10 protein-coding genes and 2 pseudogenes are annotated in these 21979 nt (G+C 48.6%); 6 read left to right on the top strand and 6 right to left on the bottom strand.

Annotation, left to right across the window (positions count from 1 at the left end; translation table 11 throughout):
- Positions 1-27 precede the first annotated feature (27 nt).
- The 3 genes from B5D63_RS29015 to B5D63_RS29005 are packed head-to-tail and all read left to right on the top strand — an operon-like array spanning position 28 to position 4063.
- Positions 28-2757 carry a hypothetical protein gene (locus tag B5D63_RS29015; protein WP_078672384.1) on the top strand — a complete coding sequence of 910 codons (2730 nt, stop codon included), beginning with the start codon at positions 28-30 and terminating at the stop codon, positions 2755-2757.
- 4 nt (positions 2758-2761) lie between these two features.
- Complete coding sequence (locus B5D63_RS29010; protein WP_143313171.1) at positions 2762-3346, top strand: phage tail protein; 585 nt, start codon at positions 2762-2764, stop codon at positions 3344-3346.
- An 18-nt stretch (positions 3347-3364) separates the two neighbouring features.
- On the top strand, positions 3365-4063 hold the full coding sequence (locus tag B5D63_RS29005) for a T3SS effector IpaJ family cysteine protease (RefSeq protein ID WP_078672383.1): 699 nt from the start codon (positions 3365-3367) through the stop codon (positions 4061-4063).
- A 61-nt stretch (positions 4064-4124) separates the two neighbouring features.
- On the opposite strand, the gene B5D63_RS29000 is transcribed toward B5D63_RS29005, so the two are convergent.
- The 6 genes and pseudogenes from B5D63_RS29000 to B5D63_RS35845 all read right to left on the bottom strand — a co-directional run.
- Entirely contained in the window at positions 4125-5930 is a 1806-nt protein-coding gene (locus tag B5D63_RS29000) for a glycoside hydrolase family 35 protein (protein WP_078672382.1), read from the bottom strand.
- Positions 5931-5933: 3 nt separating this feature from the next.
- Entirely contained in the window at positions 5934-7457 is a 1524-nt protein-coding gene (locus tag B5D63_RS28995) for a glycoside hydrolase (protein ID WP_159456208.1), read from the bottom strand.
- A 173-nt stretch (positions 7458-7630) separates the two neighbouring features.
- A complete protein-coding gene (locus tag B5D63_RS28990; protein WP_078672380.1) occupies positions 7631-9307 on the bottom strand; it encodes a RagB/SusD family nutrient uptake outer membrane protein in 1677 nt (558 codons plus the stop codon).
- 17 nt (positions 9308-9324) lie between these two features.
- A complete protein-coding gene (locus B5D63_RS28985) occupies positions 9325-12444 on the bottom strand; it encodes a SusC/RagA family TonB-linked outer membrane protein (RefSeq protein ID WP_078672379.1) in 3120 nt (1039 codons plus the stop codon).
- A 221-nt stretch (positions 12445-12665) separates the two neighbouring features.
- Positions 12666-15017: pseudogene (locus B5D63_RS35850) on the bottom strand (response regulator); the annotation flags it as partial.
- 744 nt (positions 15018-15761) lie between these two features.
- Positions 15762-16727: pseudogene (locus tag B5D63_RS35845) on the bottom strand (ligand-binding sensor domain-containing protein); the annotation flags it as partial.
- A 122-nt stretch (positions 16728-16849) separates the two neighbouring features.
- On the opposite strand from B5D63_RS35845, the gene B5D63_RS28975 reads away from it, so the two are divergent.
- The 3 genes from B5D63_RS28975 to B5D63_RS28965 all read left to right on the top strand — a co-directional run.
- Positions 16850-18187 carry a hypothetical protein gene (locus tag B5D63_RS28975; RefSeq protein ID WP_078672377.1) on the top strand — a complete coding sequence of 446 codons (1338 nt, stop codon included), beginning with the start codon at positions 16850-16852 and terminating at the stop codon, positions 18185-18187.
- A gap of 339 nt (positions 18188-18526) precedes the next feature.
- The gene (locus B5D63_RS28970) at positions 18527-21265 is read left to right on the top strand and encodes a hypothetical protein (RefSeq protein ID WP_078672376.1); all 2739 of its coding nucleotides are present in this window, start codon (positions 18527-18529) and stop codon (positions 21263-21265) included.
- A gap of 394 nt (positions 21266-21659) precedes the next feature.
- On the top strand, positions 21660-21979 hold a 320-nt coding region (locus B5D63_RS28965), incomplete at its 3' end, for an ISAon1 family transposase N-terminal region protein (RefSeq protein WP_235021649.1).

Genomic DNA, 21979 nt, shown 5'->3' with positions numbered 1-21979 from the left:
TTCCTTTCACCTTTCAAACTGTAAGCGATGGTTGAGACGACTATTATCAATAACACGTTCAAGGTGGTGTCTGAGCTGCTTGCTTTAGACGGAGAGCTTTCCCCCAAAGGAGTACCGGTGGTAAAATACGAATTTCACTACCCCGTAGACGCACCGGTACCCGTAATTGCCGGATATATCAGCGCCCGGCAGCAGCGGGAAGTGCAGTACTCAGGTACCGACGCGTTCCGGATAAAAGGCCAGCTGATGCTGACAGTGAAAGAAAAGGAAGTCATACTCAACGGCAACCTGTATTACGGATATAATGAAAATCCGGCGCTGCAGCATCATTTCGACGGCACCCTCGCTTTATTCCGGCAGCTACCACCGGCGCCTCCGCCACCACCGGATGATGACGAAAACACGGGCGACTTACCGCCACAGACCGCTATAGATGCTCCGCTTTTCCCTTATATCAACGTGCAGCCATGGCCGGAGGAGGTCCCGGCAGACAGCTGGCTGCATTTCTTTTCCTACGATCCGGCACATACCGGCGCCGGTTCGCTCTACAGTCAGCTGGCAGCTATAGCGCCGCAAAAAGACCGTAAAGCCATGGAGCAGCTGTGCATACAGTTTCTCCAGGACGATGCTCCTTTCACCGGCCAGTACTACGGGAGCCTGCAACAGGTGCCTGCACCGTTCAACAGCTTTCCCGACCTGTATGACGAATGGGTGAAGATGGCGGACTACTGCGAAGGAGATGACGATATCAGCGCAGGCATGGACACCAGTTCCTGGCTGCCCATCATTGACCAGTTATGGCAGAATTATTTTGCGCTCGCCATCATCACGGGCTTCAATGAATCTTTCGCCCTTGCGGTCAATAAGATACTGCTGATCTGCAACGTGCTGGAAACACAATACAGCACACAGCCGCCGCGGGAACTTACCAGCGCCGGCATCAGCAGCCTGCTGCACGCCAACGTGATACTGCCTCCGGAGATATTTCCGCTACCACCTTATGCTACCGCTACGCTGCCCAAAGACAACAGCTGGATAGCGCCTTATGCCATCGGGCAACTTAAAATGTCCCGCTATCGTTTGCTGCGCTACCAGCCCGGGGAAATTGCCGGCATTCAGAATGTAATGAAGGGCGAGCAGAAAAAAATCATGCAGCGGCAACTGAGCAGCGATGAAGAAAAAGTCAGTGAAAGATCTTCCGAAAACACGGACAACCTCAGCAGATACCAGCAGGTAAGCAACGACCTGCTGCTGGAAGCGAAGAAAACGCTGGCCGGCTTTACACAAAGCACCAGCTACGATAATTTCACCACCACCTATGGTCCGCCCACACAGGCGGTGCTTAACGGCAAATGGTCGTCCACCCTGAAACCTGACAGTGATGGCATACAGTCAGACAGCGGGTTTGTGAGCCGTATCCTGAACAGCACCGTAAACCGTATCAGCGAGAACGTTACCAGGACCCGGTCTTTCAGTAAGTACAACGAGCACGAATCAGTGACCAGCAGCCTGTTTGATAACCGTCATGGCGACGGTCACTTCAGGGGGATCTACCGGTGGCTGAATAAAATATACCGTGTATCGGTGGAAAACTACGGGCATCGTTTTTTGCTGGAGCTGAGCATAGAACAACCAGCGCGGGAATATATCCAATCGCAGCAATCGCTGAACGCGACAGACCTGCAGGCGCCGCTGTCGCCGGCGGAAATGGGCATCAGGACTTACACGGACATTACAGCTGCCAATTACGCGCAGTTGCTGAGTTATTACCAGATAGACATTATCCGGCAGCCGCCGGAACCCTATACCTATGCCGCTGTGATACTGAGCCCGGGAGAAACGGAGAAGTATGCCGCCATACCCGACCACTATTTTGCCGTACAGGCTACGGTAACGGGGATCATCGCCAGCGGAGCACCGGTAAGGTCTGTGAGCGGTATTGTGGGCAGCGCCCTTTTTGAACTGACAGATACCGTCCGCACGCAAACGCTGGACATGGACGGCGAGAAAGGTCAGCTGCCTGTTTCCGTTATCGGGCCCAATACGCCCGACGCCCCTCCTTATAAGCCCAATGACTTTACGCTCAACGTCCGCATTAAATGCAGCGTCACCGAAGAGAAAATGAACGAATGGAAAGCGCAGGTGTACCGCCAGATCAACGAAGCATGGCAAAAACGTTTATCCGTTTACATTAGTACGCTCAGCAGGCTTGCCGGTGAAGGCGAACAGAGTAACCCGGAGTTGCTGCGCAATACCGAAAGGTCAGCGCTTCACCGCCGCTGTGCCGCCTTACTGATGCAGGTGTTCTACGTTAAAGTCGGCGACCCCGCCTCAGCAACCTTTCAAATCAACGAGCCCCGCTACTATCAGTTTCTACGCGAGGCGTTGGAATGGGATGAGATGACGTGGTTCTTTGACGACAGCCCCTCCATTTTCAGTTACGCCCTGCAGGGCCGCGACGATTCGCTGCGACCTTTCCTGCAGGCACAGCGGGCACGGGTACTGCTGCCGGTGCGGCCCTCCTTCAACTTCCAGCTGTTGTACTACCTGTCGTCCGGTATCATATGGCCTGCGCCATATCCTTTTGTGCCTGTCAATTCCACAGACACCCGGATAGCCGCGCACCTGAAATCAGCTTATAACGATGACCCTTATACGAAGATCGAGTACACCTGGGAGATAGCCTTGCCTACCGCGATGCAGGTGGTGCAGGAAAGCAGCGAGCTCCCGGAATTCACTTCACCCCATCATCCGTAACACAATGATACCAGCGCCTTTGTATCCCGGCCATTTGCCGGTAATGCCTTCCTGTGTCCCACCCGGAGCCGTGATGGCCTTTGCGGGGAAGATAACGGAACAATATGCTCAGCCGGCAGATTTTGAGAGCATGGTCAATACGTATGGCTGGATGCTTTGCGACGGCCGGACCTTATCACAGCAGGAGTATCCCATCCTGTATCATGTACTGGGGAAGCAGTATAACACCGGTGACGAGAAAGACGATGAATTTTCAGTCCCTGACTACCGGGGGTATTTCTTTCGCATGACCGATATGGGCAGTGCCCGTGATCCTGACGCTGGCAGCAGGAAGCTGGCCAACGGCAATACCAGCAGTGAAGTAGGCTCTATACAGGAAGATGCCCTGCAATCACATCAGCATATCTACAAAGAACCAGGGAAACCGCCCGTGCCCATCGGCAGCAGTGGTACGGGAAGTCCCATCACTGCAGGTGACAGCCTCACCGGCAATCCCACCGACAGCATGGCGCCTCCGGGCAATGTACGCACCAGCACAGAAACAAGAGCTAAAAATGTCTACGTGTATTATATCATCAAATTTCTCTAACAACTAAAACCTTATCTTATGGCTTTTAATGCTTATCATGGCGTACAGCAAACCACTACCAACAGCTGTGGCGCCTTCGCACTGTCCGCTGCCTTAACCCATCTGGGCAGCGCCACGCTCCCCGACATTCTGAATACCGGCAACCTTGCACAGCGTTATACTGCGCCCGGGCCTGCCGCGCTTGCCCAGCGTATTTACCAGATAACCGGTAATCTGCTGCTCAACCTGCTGGCGCCCACGCCTACGGCCACCTACCGGTACCAGGCGCCGGTAAATGATTACAACCCGCCGTCGGCGCTGGCTTTTGTGGCCAGACAGTTTGGGCTGGCAGTCAACAACATCATCGTGTATTACAATAACAACGCCGCCGGTATCCTGCAGCATATACAGGTGACAAATGTGGGCGCAGGCACAGACCTGCTGGCGACAGAGATCGACCTGATCACCACACAACCGGCGTACGGACTTGTTAACGGGCCTGTGAACTATACCCAAAAACCCGGCCCCAAAGAAGCACACCTGGTAGTGGTGGAGAATTTAAACCACACCATTGCGCTCAACGAAACGGAACTGTATGACTCCGCCTACGGCTATGTGGGACCTTACACCCTTAACAACAATGGCCCTCTTCCCCTGACACAGATCAGTTTTACGCTTCCGAGCGGACCGACGGTCAACTATCAGTTCAGCGGCGTGTGGATTAAATTAAACGTATAAAAAAAAGAGGTTGATTCGCTCGTCGAACCAACCTCTTTATGTTGCTATCGTTATGAATAAACTACTGTAATACGTCCAGTATCGGATGGTCCAATCCCTGTACCTGGTTTTCACCAGGTTTAATCAATTCGAGTACGGTAATTTTATTTCTGCCTGTTTTCAGCCATTCCGCAGGCACATACAGCGTTTGCTGTGGGCCTACCTGCCAGTAACGGCCCAGATGATGACCATTGATCCACACTACGCCTTTTCCCCATTTGCTCATATCCAGGTAGGTATCGCCTTTGCTGCTCAATGTAAAACTACCCTCCTTCAGCACCGGCGCGTCTGCTACTACTGTTGAAGGTTTAATTACCGGTTGCTGTTCATACGGCAGTTTGAATTGTTGCCACTGCTGAATGGCCTGCCCGTTAAACAGTACCTGTCCATCTATTCCCTTCCTGTTTTTCAGAAGATAAGGACCGAAGTTGATACGTCCGAGGTTTTCGACCAGGATCTCCAGCGTTACTTTACCCGCAGGCAGGGTGATGGTCGTACTATCCTGTTTCAGGCGCCTGTCGAGAACAGCCACTCTTTTCCCGTTGACGAACACCAGTCCGTAATCACGGAGGTCTTTGATTTTTAAGGTACCGCTGGTACCGCCTTTGAGTGTGGTACGATATAACACAAAACCATAGGCCTGTTTCAGGTCTTCGAACGTTAACGGCTGTACGCTTTTTACGGCAGCGGGCAATTGGCTGAACATCGCACAGCTGCGTTCAAAAGTAATGACGGGTGTTGTTATCACCGGTTTTTTAGCCGGCACTTCCGGCAAGCTCGCTCCCGGCGCCAGATGCCGGGCGATCACTTTTCTGAACTCCATGAATTTAGGCGTGGCGTTGCCGGCTTCATCCAGCGGTGCATCATAGTCGTAACTGCTGATCTGTGGCGAATAGGGAGCAGCATCGCTGTAGTTGGCGCCGTTCATGTAACCACGGGTGGTACCTCCGTGGAACATGTACATATTGATGGAGATACCAGCAGCCAGCACACGGTCCAAACGGGTAAGGAAGTCTTTGTAGGGGACGGTATGGTGTTTCTCACCCCAGGAGTCGAACCAGGCGGGATACCATTCTGCGATATAGAAAGGTCCTTTCCCGTTGTGGTTTTCTCTGACCAGTTGTTTCACTTTTTCGGGATCGTCTACACCGTTCACTGCCGGCAGCAAGCCCGGTAAGTGGCCTTTGGCCACGTCCGCGGCAGGATCACAGGTATACAGCAGTCCGTCGAAGCCCGCATCTGCGAACATTTTGCGATTGATCTCCAGATAAGACTTATCGTTGGAATAGGAGCCGTATTCGTTTTCCACCTGCACCATCAGGATATTGCCGCCGTGGTTGATCTGCAGAGGCGCCAGTTGTTTACCTACCGCCTTAATATAATCATTATAGGCCTTCAGGTACTGTGGTTCTTTACTTCTTACCTCCAGTCCTTTAATTTCCTGCAACCAATACGGGTAGCCACCGAATTCCCACTCGGCACAGGCATAAGGACTGGGGCGCAGGATCACCCACATCCCTTCTTCCTGGCATATTTTTACAAAGGCGGCCACATCGTTGTTGCCGGAGAAATTGTACTGCCCCTGTTCCGGCTCATGCATGTTCCAGAAGACATAGGTACCGATGGTATTCAATCCCATGGCTTTGGCCATCTTTATCCTGTCACGCCATGATTCGCGGGGCACGCGCAGATAATGGATTTCACCGGATATCATCTGAAACGGTTTCCCGTCCAGCAAAAAGGTGGAGTCCCCCAGCTGAAAAGTATGTTGCGCGCTGAGCTGCAGGCAGTATAATATTATACATATTATAACGCTGATTTTTTTCATTGGTTACTGTTTATAGATATTTAATTGTTGTGTTACTGTTACGACAGCGCGCGCCGGCACTATCAGCGTACGACCGTTTACGTTACCCGGCCGCAGGTTGCTTTTTGTATTGGTGGTATAGCTGCGCATACCTCCATGAGGCACACCTTTACCCCGCACCTCGATGGCTGCATCGGCCGCGCCGCTGTTGACAATCACCAAAGCGAGGGTATTGTCTTTATTCCTGTAGGCCGACAGGCAGATATCCCGCGTGGTGTCATCTCCTTTCCACTGCACCGCTACCCTTTGGGCACCGGGTCGTACAAAGCGGCTATAGTTACCCAGTACCCATAACATTTTAGTATCGCGTACCTGACCACCTGCTTTATTTTTATCTATATAAATCAAACCATCTTTATAATCATAGGGTGATATGGCCAGCCACCATTGCCAGGATGCGGCATTGGCGACGGTAAGGTCGGTATGGATCACCCTTGCCACATACAGCGCAGCATCCATACCTAGGTCCACCTTACTGCCATTCATCTCCCCGGCGTTATCGCCCAATATACAATATTCTGACTGCCAGAAAGGAATGCCCTGCAGTGCGGCATACAGCTTTTTACGTATAGCCACGGCCGTATCCTGCGGAGAGGTAGTGAAATAACTGTGTCCGGCTACCGCCTTGTATACATGCGATCTATCGCCCAGGTAGGTGGGACTGTGCGGGTCAAAGAAAGCCGCCGTCTGTGTACCTTTGGCGGGCTTGTCTTCCCCCGCGTAGAGATAATTGAGTTTACCGGCTTCGGGTATTAAAATCCGCGTGGGGAGCTGATATTGGTGAAACGTTTGGTCGATCGATTTTACAAGACCGTAAATTTGTTCGTTGTTATAAGGACAACCTTCCTGGCCGCCATCGCTCCAATCCCACTGAGGCTCGTTCACAGGACTTACAAAATCGAAGGTAATGCCGGTCAACCGCTTAACGCCCAGTACTACGTCTTTCAGAAAACCGGCGACGGCGGAGTATTTTTCGGGTGACAGGTTACATTGTCCTTTGTCGGCAAACGCCTTACCATTGCGGGTAAAAGTGACCGGCGGGCTGTTCAGGAAGCCGAGAAACTGCTGTACGCCCCTTGCTTTGGCGGCATTCAGGAACCATACCTGGCCGGCAGCCTGCTGCCAGTCGTACTGATGGTCTGTACCTAAAAAACAGTCAGCACGGCGCCATTCGTCGCGGATACCGCTGGCATCGCCCTGACCGGCGCTACCGGCGCCTATATTAAACCGCCACATGGATAAACCGATGCCTTTGGGTTGGCCGTCTGCCGTGGTATCGCTGCTAAACAGCCAGTCGGCCAGCTGGTTTCTTTTATCATCCGGCCAGGTGCCGGTAAACTGGCAGGACCAGGCATCGGATGCCGCAAAATTGTGAATGGTCTGTGCCTTCACTGCGAGGTCGATATTTACCCGTATTACCGGATGATGCTGGGATATGCCCTGCTGAAGGACCATACAGCCCAGCAAGGCGCCTGTTATTTTTTTCATGTTCATCATAAGCGGTTGCACGCAAAGCCGCAGGGTATGCAAGGCTTCTTTTGATTAAGCAGTACGATGGCAAGCCTGTAAAGTAGTAAAATAGTTGCTGATTATTTTCCAAATCGCGCGCAACGATATTACTACCTCACAGCAGGCTTGTCGTTGTTATATTATGCGGAGGCCTAGTAGCCCGGGTTTTGCTTCAGGGTAGCGTTGGACGCCAGGATATCTGCTCTTGGAACAGGCAGCCAGTAATTGGCTTCCTTAAACAGGCGGTTGTCTAACGCTACTTTGCGGGCGTAAGTGTAGCTGCCGTTGTTGTTACGCGTAATGCTGATGCCGTAAGCCGGTATATTTTCTGTAACGTTAGCCACTTTCCATCTGCGGACGTCATAGAAACGATGTTCCTCATAGGCCAGCTCCACCTGTCTTTCTCTCCTGATGGCGTCGCGCATCTGGTCTTTGGTCAACCCGGGCGTTAATGCCGGCTGATGAACGCTGGCACGCTGCCGGACCTGGTTAACAGCATTGTACACGCTGGCGTCCGGGCCTGCGGCTTCATTTTGCGCTTCTGCGTAGTTCAGCAATACTTCTGCGTAACGGATATAAATCCATGGCTGTAAACCGGCTACATCCCAGGGATTGTCGATCGGGTTTTTATCGTCCATGAATTTGCGCAGGTAATAGCCTGTTTTGGAAGCATTCCAGTTGGATGGTCCATCTTTACTGTCCTTACCGCCGGGAGTATAGGTTTGTATCACAGATCCCCTGTAGGAGGCGCCGTTATAGAGAATAGTAGCATAGAAACGGGGGTCCCGGTTTACATAGGGATTTTGCGGATCATAACCAGAAGCGGGGTCCGTAATAGGTTTACCGTTGCTCATTTCATAGGCATCCACCATGTTCTGCAAAGGCGTATTACCCGCCCATCCGCCATAGCTGTTGGGGCCGTTGGAGATTTCGAGGCATACGTGGCGGGCGCCTATGGCAAACTGCCGCGCAAAGATGATTTCGTTGTTATTGTTGTTCAGGAACAGCTGCGTATAGTCCGGCGCGATGTTGTATTTAGCGAGTGACATCACTGCTTTGGCCGCATCGGCCGCTGCCTGCCAGGTGCCTGCATTGTAGAGCGGACTGGCGGCATATAACAGCAGGCGGGCTTTCAGCGCCAGCGCGGCTCCCTGGGTGGCCCTGCCGGGCAGCCAGTCGGTGCTGTTATTATCGGCCGGAAGATCTGCCGCAGCTGCTGTCAGTTCAGCGACAGCATAGTCCATTGACTGCTGTAAAGTAGCCCTGTTGAACAAAGCAGGATCGTTGAGATTGTCCTGTAAGCTGTATTCCCGGTCTCCCATCATAACGACGCCGCCGTAATTGCGGATCAGGTCATGATAGCGGTAGGCGCGGATAAAACGCAGTTCAGCCTTCAGTCGTTTGCGGTGCGCAGTACTCATGACAACGCTGTCAATATTATTGATCCCATAGTTGCATTCCCGGATGCTACGGTAGCTTCTTCCCCAGATGGTGCCGGTGATGCCCATATTTTCGGGCGCCAGCTGCCCTTGCTGCACTACCCATGTATTATCGTCGTTGTTGTAAATAGATTCATCTGTGATAGAGCTCCACAGGCCATATTCAAATCCTCTTCCAAATCCGGGGTTACTGCCCTCCCCTTCTTTGTCCTGCAGCCGGATGCTCAGGTAGCGGTTGATCACGTAGTTTTCAAACAAAGCCGAATCAGCCAGTATGGCGTCTCCCAGTATTTTATCAGTGGGCGTCACATTGAGAAAATCTTTCTGGCAGGCGGAAAACAAGCCTGCCGCCACTAACGCTACTCCGTATACGATATTTTTCGTTTTCATGATTTGGTTTTTGTGTGTTAGAACTTAACATTTACACCGAGGTTCACAATGCGCTGTTGCGGATAAAACTGTCCGCTGCTGCTGAAGCCTTCCGGATCGTAGTCTTTTACTTTGGTGATGGTGAAAAGGTTAAAGGCATTGGCATATACGCGAAGGCCTGCTATCCTGGCGCGTGACAGGACAGCTGACTGAATGGTATAGCCGAGAGAGATGTTTTTCAGACGGAGGAAGGCGGCATTGTTCAGCCAGAAAGTATTGGGCCGGAGGCCGCCATTGACAGAGGAGGAAGCGCGTTCATCTACCCGCGGATAAGAACCTTCCGGGTTGGAAGGGCTCCAGCGGTTGTCCGCCCAGCTGCTGTAGAAGTTGCCGATAGTACCGGATTCAGGAAGTACATATTGACTAACATGTGTTTGCCCGGCAAACAATACCGACAGGTCAAATCCTTTGTAATCGGCAGCCAGGTTGATGCCATAGGTGATCTCAGGGATGTTGCCATATTTAGTTCTTACCATATCATCGGCCGTGATCTGCTTATCACCGTTATAGTCTTCATAAATCAGGTCGCCGGGCTTGGCATTGGGCAGATGCGGGTATTTGGCCAGGTCGTCGGCGTTTCTGAAAATACCGATCGCATTGTACAACAGGTAAGTATTCATGGGGCCGCCGGTTTCCCGTTGATACGGCAAGGTGCCCACTGCTTCGTCTTTGAAGATGATTTTGTTTTTGGCATAGGTTACGTTACCCGAAACGTTGTAGTGGAAGCCGCCATCGGTGGTATTGTCGTATCCCAGGGTAGCTTCAATCCCCTGGCTGTTGACCTTCCCGATATTTTCTGCGGGCACCAGCGGATTGTTTTTGTCAAAGGGATTCACGATACCGGAAGTCTGTGTCAGAGAGGTCCGTGGTGTTAATATTTTCATGCGGTGTTGCTGGAAATAGATGAACTCCAGGGAGAAGTGTTCGAAGAGCGTAGCATTCAGCCCCAGGTCCATTTTCCGGGCCACTTCCCAGGTTATATTGGGATTGGCCAGTTTTACCAGGTCGATGCCACTCTGCATTTGCCCGTTGAGCACATACTGGTTATAAAAAGAATAATTGTCGAAGTACTGGAACAATCCCACATTATCATTCCCCAGCGTACCATAGGAACCACGGAGCTTCAGGTTATTGATGAAGGCCACCGGCTCAAACCAGGATTCTTTGGACACCACCCAGCCGGCAGACACGGAAGGAAAGAAGCCATATTGTTTGCCTTCCGGGAAAGTGGAGGACCCGTCCACACGGGCCTGTACTTCCAGCAGGTATTTTTCCAGGTAATTGTACGCGATTCTTCCGAAATAACTTTTCCGGGTGAAGTTGTAGCTGCTGCCGAAATTGGTCCTGTCAGTCGCCGCAGCGCCGCCCTGTGACAATTCCGGGGTGAGCGGGGTTGGGAAATTGATACGGCCGGCGCTGAAGGTATCTACCATGTTTCTGCTTTGCTCATATCCTACCAATGCACTGATATCGTGGGCGCCAAAACGGCGGGCATAATTCAGTTTGATGTTGGTCGTGAGCAGGGACATATTCCGTTGTTGCTGTACCAGTGACGCTTTTCCGTTGGAGCCTCCTACTATCTTCGGCAAATAGGTGTTGGTGGCTGCGTCGAAGGTATATTCCTTATAGGGGGTGGCGAAAGTCTTGGCAAAATTCCAGGCTTTATCGGCCGAGAGGAAACCATCCAGTGACAGCCCTTCTACACCGGGAATAGCGTAGGAGCCTTTCAGGATGCCGTTAAACACCTGGACAGGATTGCGGGCGAGACCGCCGGCATCTGTTACCTGCATCACCGGGTTATTGTTTTCGATGCCGGTGGTTGGCAGGCCGTTGGGATATCTGTCCAGCACCGTCGGGTAAGCGCGGTAAATGCCGCGGAAGATATCTCCTGCCGAGGTGGTGGGATACTGGCGGTCTTCCTGGCGGCCGGACAGGTACAGGCTTACTTTCAGCCGTTTAGTAATGTCGGCGTCGATGTTGGACCTGAAATTGTACTGGTGGTATTGGGTGGCGCCGTTTTTATACAGGCCATTTTGCCCGATCATCCCCAGGGAGACATAATACCGTACGTTTTCCCCGCCGCCATTTACAGACAGGCTGTGCTGTTGCTGGGTGGTTGTTTTCCTCAGGGTGGCTTTCTGCCAGTCGGTGTTAGGATAATTTACCGGATCGGAGCCGTCTCTGAACTTCTGTAATTGCTCTTCGGTGTAGAACTGGTTCATGCCACCGGCGCTATTATTATAATAGCGTATTTCGTTCATGATCTGGCCGTAGGTATAGGCATCGGCCATTTTAGGCAACCTGGTGGGAGAAGAAAACCCCTGGTTGAAGCTATAGTTGATAACAGGTTTGCCTGTTTTGCCTCTTTTGGTGGTAATGAGCATCACGCCATTGGCCGCCCGGCTGCCATAGACCGCTGCGGAGGCGTCTTTCAGGACTGAAATGCTTTCGATGTCGTTCGGATCGAGGCGTTCGAGGCCTCCGATCTGCCCTGGCACCCCGTCCACCACGATCAGTACGTCGTTGTTGCCGGTGGTGGCCAGGCCACGGATGGTAACAGTGGAGCCGTCGTAGCCGGGCTCGCCGGAGCGGTTATTGGCAATAACGCCGGAGAAGCGGCCGGTCAGCGCATTGGACACGTTGGGCTGCGGGCTTTGCACAATATCAGCGCCCTTCACCACAGAAATGGAGCCGGTGAGGGTGGCTTTCTTCTGGGTACCGTATCCTACCACCACCACTTCATTCACTGTTTTACTGAGGGCTGTCAGTACGATCCGCAGGGGTGCTCCCCCTTTTACGGCTATACGTTGCTCATTATATGACATATGATTAAATAACAGGGTATCACCGATGGCGGCGCTGATACTGAATTTTCCGTCACCGTCGGTCAATGCCCCCCCTGTTTTATTCTTTACGCGGACTGTGACACCAGGAACGGGGGCGTTATCGGCCGATACCGTGCCTGTTACAACGGCCTGTTGCGCCTGAATGGCTCCGGCCAATAATAACAGGGGAAGAAAAAGTAAGCAGATAAAAACTGGTTGGCTCCGTAAAGGGACAAATAATCCACGGTCCGTTCCGGATGGAAGTTTTTTCATAACGTAGCATTTAAATGAGTGAATCGGAATGCCGGCGAAACAATTTTGGTTGATTGGACTGTTTCATTTCCAGCCCCTTATGATGACCGCAATGTAATATGAGGTACACAGATGCCAGAGGGGGTAAATCATTTAAAAAGAGGGGTAAAATCGTAAATTATCACAGGGGGCAAATATTGCCCCCTGCGCTCAAAGTCAATATGGTGGCGAATAGAGGACCATTATGCCTCCTCCTGGCCTTCTGTGATATTAAAGTCCCGGTTAAAGGAGTGCCGGTATTTTTTGACGTAACTGGAGGGATTCATTCCAAACAACTTCACGAACTGTTCACGAAAATATTTAATATCTCCTATGCCTACCTGCATGGCTGCCTGGGTAATGGAGTAGTTTTCCCTGAGCAGGAGAACTGCCGCTTTCCGGAGCCGGATAGACCGGATAAAGGAATTGATGGTTTGCCCGGAGATGGATTTTACTTTCTTGTACAGGCTGGAATGGCTCATGCCTATTTCCAGGGTGAACTTTTTAATGGAGAAGGTTTCGTCTTCCAGGTTGTCTTCTATGATTTCGATGCAACGTTTCAGGAAGTCCTGGTATTCCGCCGGCACCCGGATATTAGTGTTTTTGAGGGTGATCCGGTCAAAAAAGTACTGCTGCAGCAGGTTTCTGTTCCTGATGATGTTATTGACCTTTGCCATCAGCAGGTCGTTGTCGAACGGCTTGGTGATGTAATCATCGGCGCCGCTTTCCAGGCCCCTGAGGCGGGTATCTGCGGCGGAGGTGCCGGTTAGCAGGATCACCGGAATATGACTGATGGTGTCCGTCTGTTTGATCTTCACGCATAATGCCACCCCGTCCATTCCCTCCATCTGGATGTCGCTGATCACGAGGTCGGGCATGTAACGTTCCACTGCGGAAAAGCCATTGATGCCGTTGTCTGCTTCATATACCACGAACTTGTCTTTGAACAGCTGCCGGAGGTACTGCCTGATTTCGGCATGATCATCGATCAAAAGGATGGACTTCTTTTCTGTGATGGTTGTAGAAGGAACATCTGCGTCCACGGCGGGAGTTTCCCGGGGCTCCAGGTTCACTTCCGCGCTGAGCTCTTCCAGGAAGGCCGATTTATGCCTGCTGTTTTCCAGCAGCAGGGTGCCGGCAAAATGAGCGCTTCCCTTTTTCAGGGAGAGCCGGAAGGCGGTACCTTCTTTAATCTTGCTTTCGTAACGGATGTTTCCGTGATGTTTTTCGATAAAGTGTTTTACCAGATAGAGCCCGATTCCGAATCCCGTCTGTAGTGATTCCTGGCGGTCCTGTGCCTGCCGGAACTTTTCAAAGATCCGGTCGCCGGCGCCACTGTCGATACCGCAGCCGCTGTCTTTGATCACGATGGTCACCGAGTCCGCCTCCTCGTCTACCTCAAATATGATGGTACCATTGTCGGGGGTAAATTTAAATGCGTTGGACAGCAGGTTAAAAATGGCGATCTCAAGCTTCTCACTGTCTCCGTATATCGTTATCACCGGTGAGGCAGCCTTGAAGTCATATTGAATATTTTTAATCTTTGCCTGTTGGGAGAAGCAGAGATACACCTCCTGGCAAAGGCTTACGATGTCCAGAGGGGCAATCTTCAGCTGCTCGCCTCCCTGGTCGGCCTTGCGGAACAGCAGGAGCTGATCGACCAGGCTAAGCAGGCGCCTTGCATTGCGGTATACGGTCCCCAGGTCCCGGTCGTTTTTATGCAGCAGTTCTTTCAGCGGATTAATAATCAATGTAAGCGGTGTCCGGAATTCATGGGAGATATTGGTAAAGAAAGACAGTTTCTTTTCATTGAGTTCTTTTTCTTTTTCCTTTTCGAGGTAGGCCAGCTTGATTTCATATTTCAGTCGCTCCTCACGGGCTTTATACCGGATATACAGATAGATGGCCGCCAGCGTGGTGCTGATATACAGCAGCCAGGCCCACCAGGTGCGGTACCAGGGCGGCAATACGACCAGGGAGACCGTGCGTATTTCCGGGCTCCAGAACCCGTCGGCATTACTGGCCTTTATTTCGAATGTGTAATGTCCTTCCTGCAGGTGGGTATAGTTGGCCGTCCTGGTTTGACCTACATAGTTCCAGTTGTTATCCCAGCCCCGCAGCCTGTAGGCGTAGCTGATTTTATCAGGCAAGGTATATTCCAGCGCCACAAAATCGAAGGCGATGGTGGCTTTGTCGTAGGGCACGGTCATTTCCTTCACCTCGCCTTCCGGTGTTCTGCCGGATACGTAACTGTCCAGTTCCGTCACCGGCGTATGGTTGATTCTGATACCGGTTAACCATACCGGCGGAATATCTGTGGTGGCGTTCACACTGTCAGGATAAAAGATATTGAAGCCTTTGATACCGCCAAAGGCGAACTCGCCCGAGCGCAATGCCAGCGCTGCGTTGAAGCCGAACTGATTGCTTTGTAAACCGTCGGATGCGGAGAAATTGCGAAATGTGTTCTTTACCGGGTCAAATTTTGAAAGCCCGTTGAAGGTACTGATCCAGATGTTGCCGCTGTTGTCTTCCAGCATCCGGAGGATAGAATTGCTCGGTAGTCCTTCGGTCATCGTGTACCTGGTATAGGCGCCTGTTTGCCGGTTAAAGCGGAGCAAGCCGCCCCCGTCGGTGCCTACCCAGAAATTATTTTTTTTATCGTGGTAGATAGACCGCACCGTATAACCGATATCGAAACGCCGGTGGTGCAGGTGCGCTTTATCTATCCGGATAAGCGCAGTATAACTCCCTCCCCATAGTTCGCCATCACGGTCTTCCGCCAGGCACTGTATGTTGACCAGGCTGCTGTCGAAAAGGCCGAAGCGGTTTTCGCGGGGATCAAAACGATACAGCGTGCCGTTGTTGGTAGTACTGGCCCAGAGTTGTTGTTGCCGGTCCTCATACACCAGCCATACATTGTTTTCCGCTGTACGGGTATACGGATTAAAACACGTGTAGTGTTCAAACTTCCCCGTGGCGGCGCGGTAGCGGTTTACGCCGCCAAACCAGGTAGATATCCATAAGTCGCGGTGTACATCATGAATAATGGACGTAACAAAATTGCTGCTGATACCTTGTGGCTGATGCGCGTCATGATGGTAGGAAGTAATGACGCCGGTTTCTCTGTTCCAGCGTTTCAGTCCTCCTCCATCGGTGCCGATCCAGATATTTTTTTCATCTTCTTCACAAAAGGAAAAAATAAAATTATCGATGGCCCTGGCGTCGGGACTGCGGTTCAGCACATTCAGTTCAAACGGGTTACGCCTGGGCTCTACGATATTAATACCGCCACGCAAGGTGCCTATCCATTTGCGGCCCTCGCGGTCTTCATAAATGGAATATACAGCATTGCTGCTTAACTGCGCCCGGCTGCCCGGACCAGTAAACGAACGGGCCGGCACATCAGCGCCGGTTATCAGGTAAAGACCGTTACCATCGGAGGCGCACCAGGTGACGCCTGCTCTGTCGGTATACAAATGAACGATCTTGCTGTTTTCAGGTAAAGCGTTGTTGGAAAATTTGTTGGTGGCGGTGATGTACCGGAACACGCCGGTATCTGTTCCCAGCAGCAGGTTACCGGCCTTATCGATATTAAGGCAGTTGGCCCTTGGAATTTCGGCGGAAATAACCGTCAATGCCAGCTGACCGGCTTCATACCTGCACAGGCCAATATCCTGCACAAATATCCAGGCGGATTTCCCGGTAAACCTGATACCAGTCACTTCGTAGTCCGTAATGGTTTTACCATTTTGATGTATGGCCATCTGCCGGCCGTTGTAAAGGCTGTTATCAAATACCAGCAAACCATTTTTTTCTGTGCCCACCAGCACAAGCCCGTTTTCATCCGCCTTGATGATATGTATATTTTCATTGACTTTATGCCATGTACCGCTATTTACCGGCCGGTATACCGGCATAGAAAATTTTTCGCTGGCAGGATTAAACACGCTCACTCCTCTCCGGCCGCCCACCCAAAGCTGGTGATGGCTATCGTCCGCCATGGTGTAAATGCCATTGTCCGCAAGAGAGGTGCTGTCACCTATTTTATTTCTGTAGATTTTAAACCTGTACCCGTCGTACCGGTTCAACCCATCGTAGGTACCGATCCACATAAAACCTTTGTGGTCCTGGTATACCGAGGTAACGGCATTATTGGATAATCCGTCTTCGATACCGAGGTATCTGACAGGATAACCGACGGCAAAGGTGGTGGTGGCGATTATCGTCAGCCATAAAATAAAACAACATGTCCTCACAGCGTGCATAGGCTTGATCTTGTCCCAGGAATTCTTTTCCCTTGGATATTAACTTAAAAAACAATCAATATATTGCAATATATAACCAAACCTCAATATCTCCCTATCAAACCAAAATCGACCTCCATCAAATGAAAAAAGTACTGTTTCTATTGCTGGCTGCAGGCACACAGCTAACTGCCGCTGCACAGATTATCAAAATGCCCAAGCTGGAATTCGATACCATCTTGTCTAAGACGAAAGATTCCCTTATTAAGGGGATTAACAACTCAATTGGTAAAAACGGTAAGCCAATTCACCGATTGGTGTCTGAATACACCTTCAGACGGCAATTGCAGAATGATTTCTCTACCTTGCTGACCGGCGATAAGAGTAAGACTACAGTCGGCCAATATGCTGCCGTAGACTTCAATGAGTCGGAACAAATAGTGGCTGTGACACCTTACGCGTTAATTCACCAAAAAGACCCGTTGAAAGGGCCTTTTAAATCCATATTTCAGGTGGATGCCAGCGCATCCACCAGCGGCAATAAGATTTTTGATTTTAAGAACAGATTTAAGGCTACCCTTGGGGTAAGCGCCACGCTCCTTCATTTCGCTGGATACCGCTTCGAGCCACAAGGGAGTACAGCTCCTGTACGAAAACCAGATTCGACGATTTACGCACAACTATACACTAATCTGGCAGACGACTTCAAGCAAAAATTCAGAACCCTCGCCACTACTGTCGATTCTATCGACTTCAAAGATATCGCCGAATCTGAAACCACTGTGAAAAAAGCTTATATAGAGAAAGTAGCTGATTATGAAACGACCCTCACCAAAAAAGTATGGACAAGTAAATTACTGGTTTGGTCTAAATGGTCGGTAAATTTTCTATCCTTTGACAATTTGAATGTGATTGCTGACAGTGATACGGCTAGTTACAAATCGCCTATAGAGAAAAACATATACAATCCATCCCTCCAGGGATCTGGAAGCGGTTATTGGATATTCAGCAACGGTTGGGAATTTTATGGTTCCCTGTGGGCTAAGATAGGCATCAAACATACACTTTCTGAAATATTTACCACCAGCGAATGGAAAAAAATTAAGCCCCTACGGGATTCTGCGATCATTATTGATGATAGTAAGGATGTTTATCAGATAAAGAACGCTGACATAAAAACAAAGTTACGACCTGACTTCGGAGGGCAGTTCATTGTATTCCATAAAATATCGAAAAAATCAAAGCTTGGCCTGGATCTTTCATATACTATGGCCAGCTTCCTGTCGTCAACGGAGGACAATACACCCTGGAGTAATGCCTTCGCTGTGGGCCTGATCATAGGTCTGCAGGATAAGGAGGGCAATACCACAGTTAATATCGAGCCATATTATCAAAGGAAACATTATCTCAACTTCGATAAAGAATCCAGAGACTTAGGAGGCGTAAAATTCAGTATTCCTTTTACGAGCCTCATGAATTAATGACCGCCCGCTCTCTTGCCTGTAAAGCAGCAACAAGCACAATAAGGCTATTTAAAAAATCTAAACCGGGAAATCATCCAGCTAAGAGTGCCATTGGACTTACTGCTCCGCCGGATCTTCCTGCGCGGATAGTATAACTCGGATGGCAGGCTAAAACCAGGATCAGAATCTTGACTTTGTAGGCATTCAACGGAAATATATGAGAAAATTTCAGACTTATTAAAACACATCAACCTGCTGGATTCATTTGATTCCAGACGATAATCAGATCGGTTGGCACAAAGATTATTCAAAGCTATCTTAGAGACCTCTAACTATCACACCTTACTAAGACTACAAATGAAACATTCACAAAGCTCCACATTCAATAGACTATACAACCATTTCAATTCTTTACTAGAAAAAACAATTAAAGAATTCATTTCTTTAGGGGGTGAAATACCACAGCGTTTTCTTACTCTTAAAGAAAAAATTAGACAAAAGCACCTGTTTCTAAAAAAGCGCCTTTCTTATTTTTTATTTTGGTTTAAAGAAAGATTCATTAAAGGTCCTCTGGCAGCAGTCAGTTGCCTATTATCGCTGGGGCTTTTCTTTCTGTTTGGGTTATTTTTAGCGCCATCATATTTGGAAATTTTGGATATACCACTTGATTCCGCTAAAACGCTGTCCTCGGGATTATTTTCCGCTTTTATCGGATCGCTAAGTGCTGTAGTGGCCATTGCAGCATTCATTATGGCAATTTTACAGTTAATCAATAGAAGGATATCAATCAGTGAATTCATTTTTAAAAACACCTACTTTATTCTATTTACTTATTGGGGGCTTTTTTGCATCTCCATTTTAGGTATTCTTCAATTGGTTACACCAACTACTGAATCGAGCGATTTGATCCAATTCCGTTATATCCGATCACTCAATATTATGGCGTATACTTTTGTAATATTTATAACATTTGGATTTATTGTTTTCACCCGCATCTTCCGTTATTTAAACTTCAGTTTACTAATCGAGGATTATCTCCGCCTCATACCTTATCTCTTACTCGAAGAAGGAGAATCTAAAGATTCCAAAGGGGCCAAAAAATTAAGCAAAATAGGCAATGAGATATACGCTGAAATACATAATCTCATAGGCAGTGGAGAAACCATCTTACTTGATCAATACTTGAAGTCACTCCAGGACGTCTTTCGTCGCAAACCAGTCACACTTCTTCTGCAAAATCTGTCCTGGCACATGGTTGAATGGCATTCCAAAGCAATCATTACTCAGGGCAACATCAGTACAATGGAACAATATTGGACGTTACAATCATCCTGGCGGGAATTAAGGAACACGGCAGTGTCATCTGACAAAACTGAACTACGCTCCTATTTTGCAGGAATACCAGGGGCAATATTGGAAAAACTTTATAGTATTAAGTGGAACAGCAGGTCAATAGAAAAAATTGCTGAATCCTACAGTATGAATCTGAAGGAAATGGCAGTTTATCCAATCTGGTTCTCTTCTCAAAAGGAACAAAAATACTCCTTTTACAATCAGATCGAATGGATTCTGGAGGATTTCATTATAATTTTAGAAGTGGCCGCAAAAGAGAACGACTCAAAAACAATTGAGAAGGTACTGATCCAATTGGATCAAATACCAGAAAGGATTTCATTAGACGAGGCTTTCAAATCTAGCAGCGACTTCGCATCCGAAGAAGCTCCTGTAAATGATGAATTTGCCATTATAGGAAACAAACAATTACAAGCACTCAGAACTAGGGTCGAAAACCTACGCTACGCTATTGCTTGCAGATATTTGTTTCCTTTTTATTACCATGGGAACTACACAAGCTATAAACATGAAACTTTTTTAAGACTGCTACCGGATCGATTTAAGTTTGTCAATGCTGTAAAGTCAGATATTCTTGAACCTATTAGCTATAGTTTCCTATACTGGCAACGCTATATCTGGGGACTTGAAGAAATAGAAGATGGGAAATCCTATAGGCTTCCAACTGAAAGTGATGTCCTTTCATTGGGCATCATTGCCATACTCTTAAACTCCAACAGAACTTTTGAAAGCCTTAAACCACACCTGGATTTTGATAACATCAAACACTTTGCAAAGTCGACCCTAGAAACATTGGAAAAGCATTCGAAGATTCATTTCAAGATTATGAATGAAAAGCGACCTTTTGAATTGACAATGGCCGCTCAACGTGTCTTAGAATACTTCCGAGAGGCAGAAATATTAGATAAATGGGATTACAGCCTTCAACTAAGTAATGCAACCGTATCTCCCGAAAAAGTGGATGAATTCAAACAGTTGATGGTCTCCCAATGGAAAAGAAGCAGAAACCTCTACACTGTATTTAAACACTACGATGCCGTAGTTCAAAACCCAGAAGAAGAACTGCTTCAGGTAGGCCCTCCGAGAATGCATCTTCAGAATGGGAAAATGATGTTTGTCAACGAACCCTTGACCAGGAAAATCTATAACATTAATTGGGCGGCTAATGTAAATGTCCTTATTGAAAAAGTTTTCACATCCGTAGTTACAACAGTCTTTAAAAGACGGGGAAGCGATCAGAGTAAAATCACAGATGCCCTAGAGCAAGCGATCAAGAAAAGTAATTTCAAAAATCCGGTAGCTTTTGTCGGCCGAAGATCATTTTCCAAATGGTCAGTAGACCTTTATAATTCCGGAAACTATCGAAGTTCGAACGGTGAAGATGACATTTATCCTTATTCGTATTTCGGAATATACAAGGAACATATTCCCATTGTCGGCATAAGCGATACAGGTTTTACTGATTCTGTCGTGATAATAGATATGGGTAGCGGGATGAATTATCTTCAAAGGACAAATCCCGTTTTCATCGAAAGCCAGCTTCAATTGGAAATTTTGTTTATTGACGATGCTGAGGCCGAAAAAATAGTTAAGGGAGATCCAGAGTTATTAGCTATGAGTAAAAAAGAACCTAACAAAGCAATGAAAATTGCAAAAGCAAACTGCCTTATATTAATTCAAGAGATAATGAATTTCAAAATCATAAAGGAAGAAGCTTTTTTAGTCTTTCATATCGTTGATTAAGAGTAATATATACATAATAAATCAGTTTCATTTTTCTTCAGTTTTTTTGTACCGAAATATTTATCATCTGCTTATCAAAATTGTAAAACTGGATGATTTTTGCGAGGCCCCACAAGCGATCGCTCTAGAACTGCAAGGCTACGGGCAGAGCGACAGACACGATAGATCAGCGTAAGTTTGCTCACCTACTATCTTGTCAATGAGATTTGGAATGCTATGAGTCAGTCTGAGGTAGATCTGGGAAAGAATAGATTTTCCTGTTGTGCTTACAAATTTTCAAAAAAGAGGCAAAATAGATGCAAATTCTAATTAAGTACGATTTGTAGGATCAAGTTGAAAAGTTGGGGGATAGCGTAAAAAATAGTTTTTTTGCGTCCAATTAAGATTGATAGCCGTGGATAAGAATTTTAGCCTTCTGATTGAGGCCCTGCTCCCAGAAGGGATTTTATATTATTTTGAGATAACTGATGCTTCTCAAAATGAGACTGAGATTAGTATTTATTTAGAAGAAAAGAATATTGTTCCCGCTGAGCATCAGCATAAAAAACTTCACGCCAAGGACTTCCTTCCTCCCGTTGCAGTCCAGGATTTTCCTATCCGCAGAAAGAAGGTTACTTTATATGTAAAACGCCGCCGGTGGGAGGTTGTAGCTACCGGAGAAACAGTAACAAGAGATTGGGAAATAGTAAAAAAAGGGACGCGAATGACATTGGA

This window comes from Chitinophaga eiseniae, assembly GCF_900167135.1.
Taxonomy (GTDB): Bacteria; Bacteroidota; Bacteroidia; order Chitinophagales; family Chitinophagaceae; genus Chitinophaga; species Chitinophaga eiseniae.
This window is presented reverse-complemented; position numbering and strand designations above follow the sequence as displayed.

Bases quoted from the DNA above. Each gene is read 5' to 3' on its own strand.
- B5D63_RS29015 (WP_078672384.1), top strand. From the start codon at position 28: ATGGTTGAGACGACTATTATCAATAACACGTTCAAGGTGGTGTCTGAG.
- B5D63_RS29010 (WP_143313171.1), top strand. From the start codon at position 2,762: ATGATACCAGCGCCTTTGTATCCCGGCCATTTGCCGGTAATGCCTTCC.
- B5D63_RS29005 (WP_078672383.1), top strand. From the start codon at position 3,365: ATGGCTTTTAATGCTTATCATGGCGTACAGCAAACCACTACCAACAGC.
- B5D63_RS29000 (WP_078672382.1), bottom strand. From the start codon at position 5,930: ATGAAAAAAATCAGCGTTATAATATGTATAATATTATACTGCCTGCAG.
- B5D63_RS28995 (WP_159456208.1), bottom strand. From the start codon at position 7,457: ATGAAAAAAATAACAGGCGCCTTGCTGGGCTGTATGGTCCTTCAGCAG.
- B5D63_RS28990 (WP_078672380.1), bottom strand. From the start codon at position 9,307: ATGAAAACGAAAAATATCGTATACGGAGTAGCGTTAGTGGCGGCAGGC.
- B5D63_RS28985 (WP_078672379.1), bottom strand. From the start codon at position 12,444: ATGAAAAAACTTCCATCCGGAACGGACCGTGGATTATTTGTCCCTTTA.
- B5D63_RS28975 (WP_078672377.1), top strand. From the start codon at position 16,850: ATGAAAAAAGTACTGTTTCTATTGCTGGCTGCAGGCACACAGCTAACT.
- B5D63_RS28970 (WP_078672376.1), top strand. From the start codon at position 18,527: ATGAAACATTCACAAAGCTCCACATTCAATAGACTATACAACCATTTC.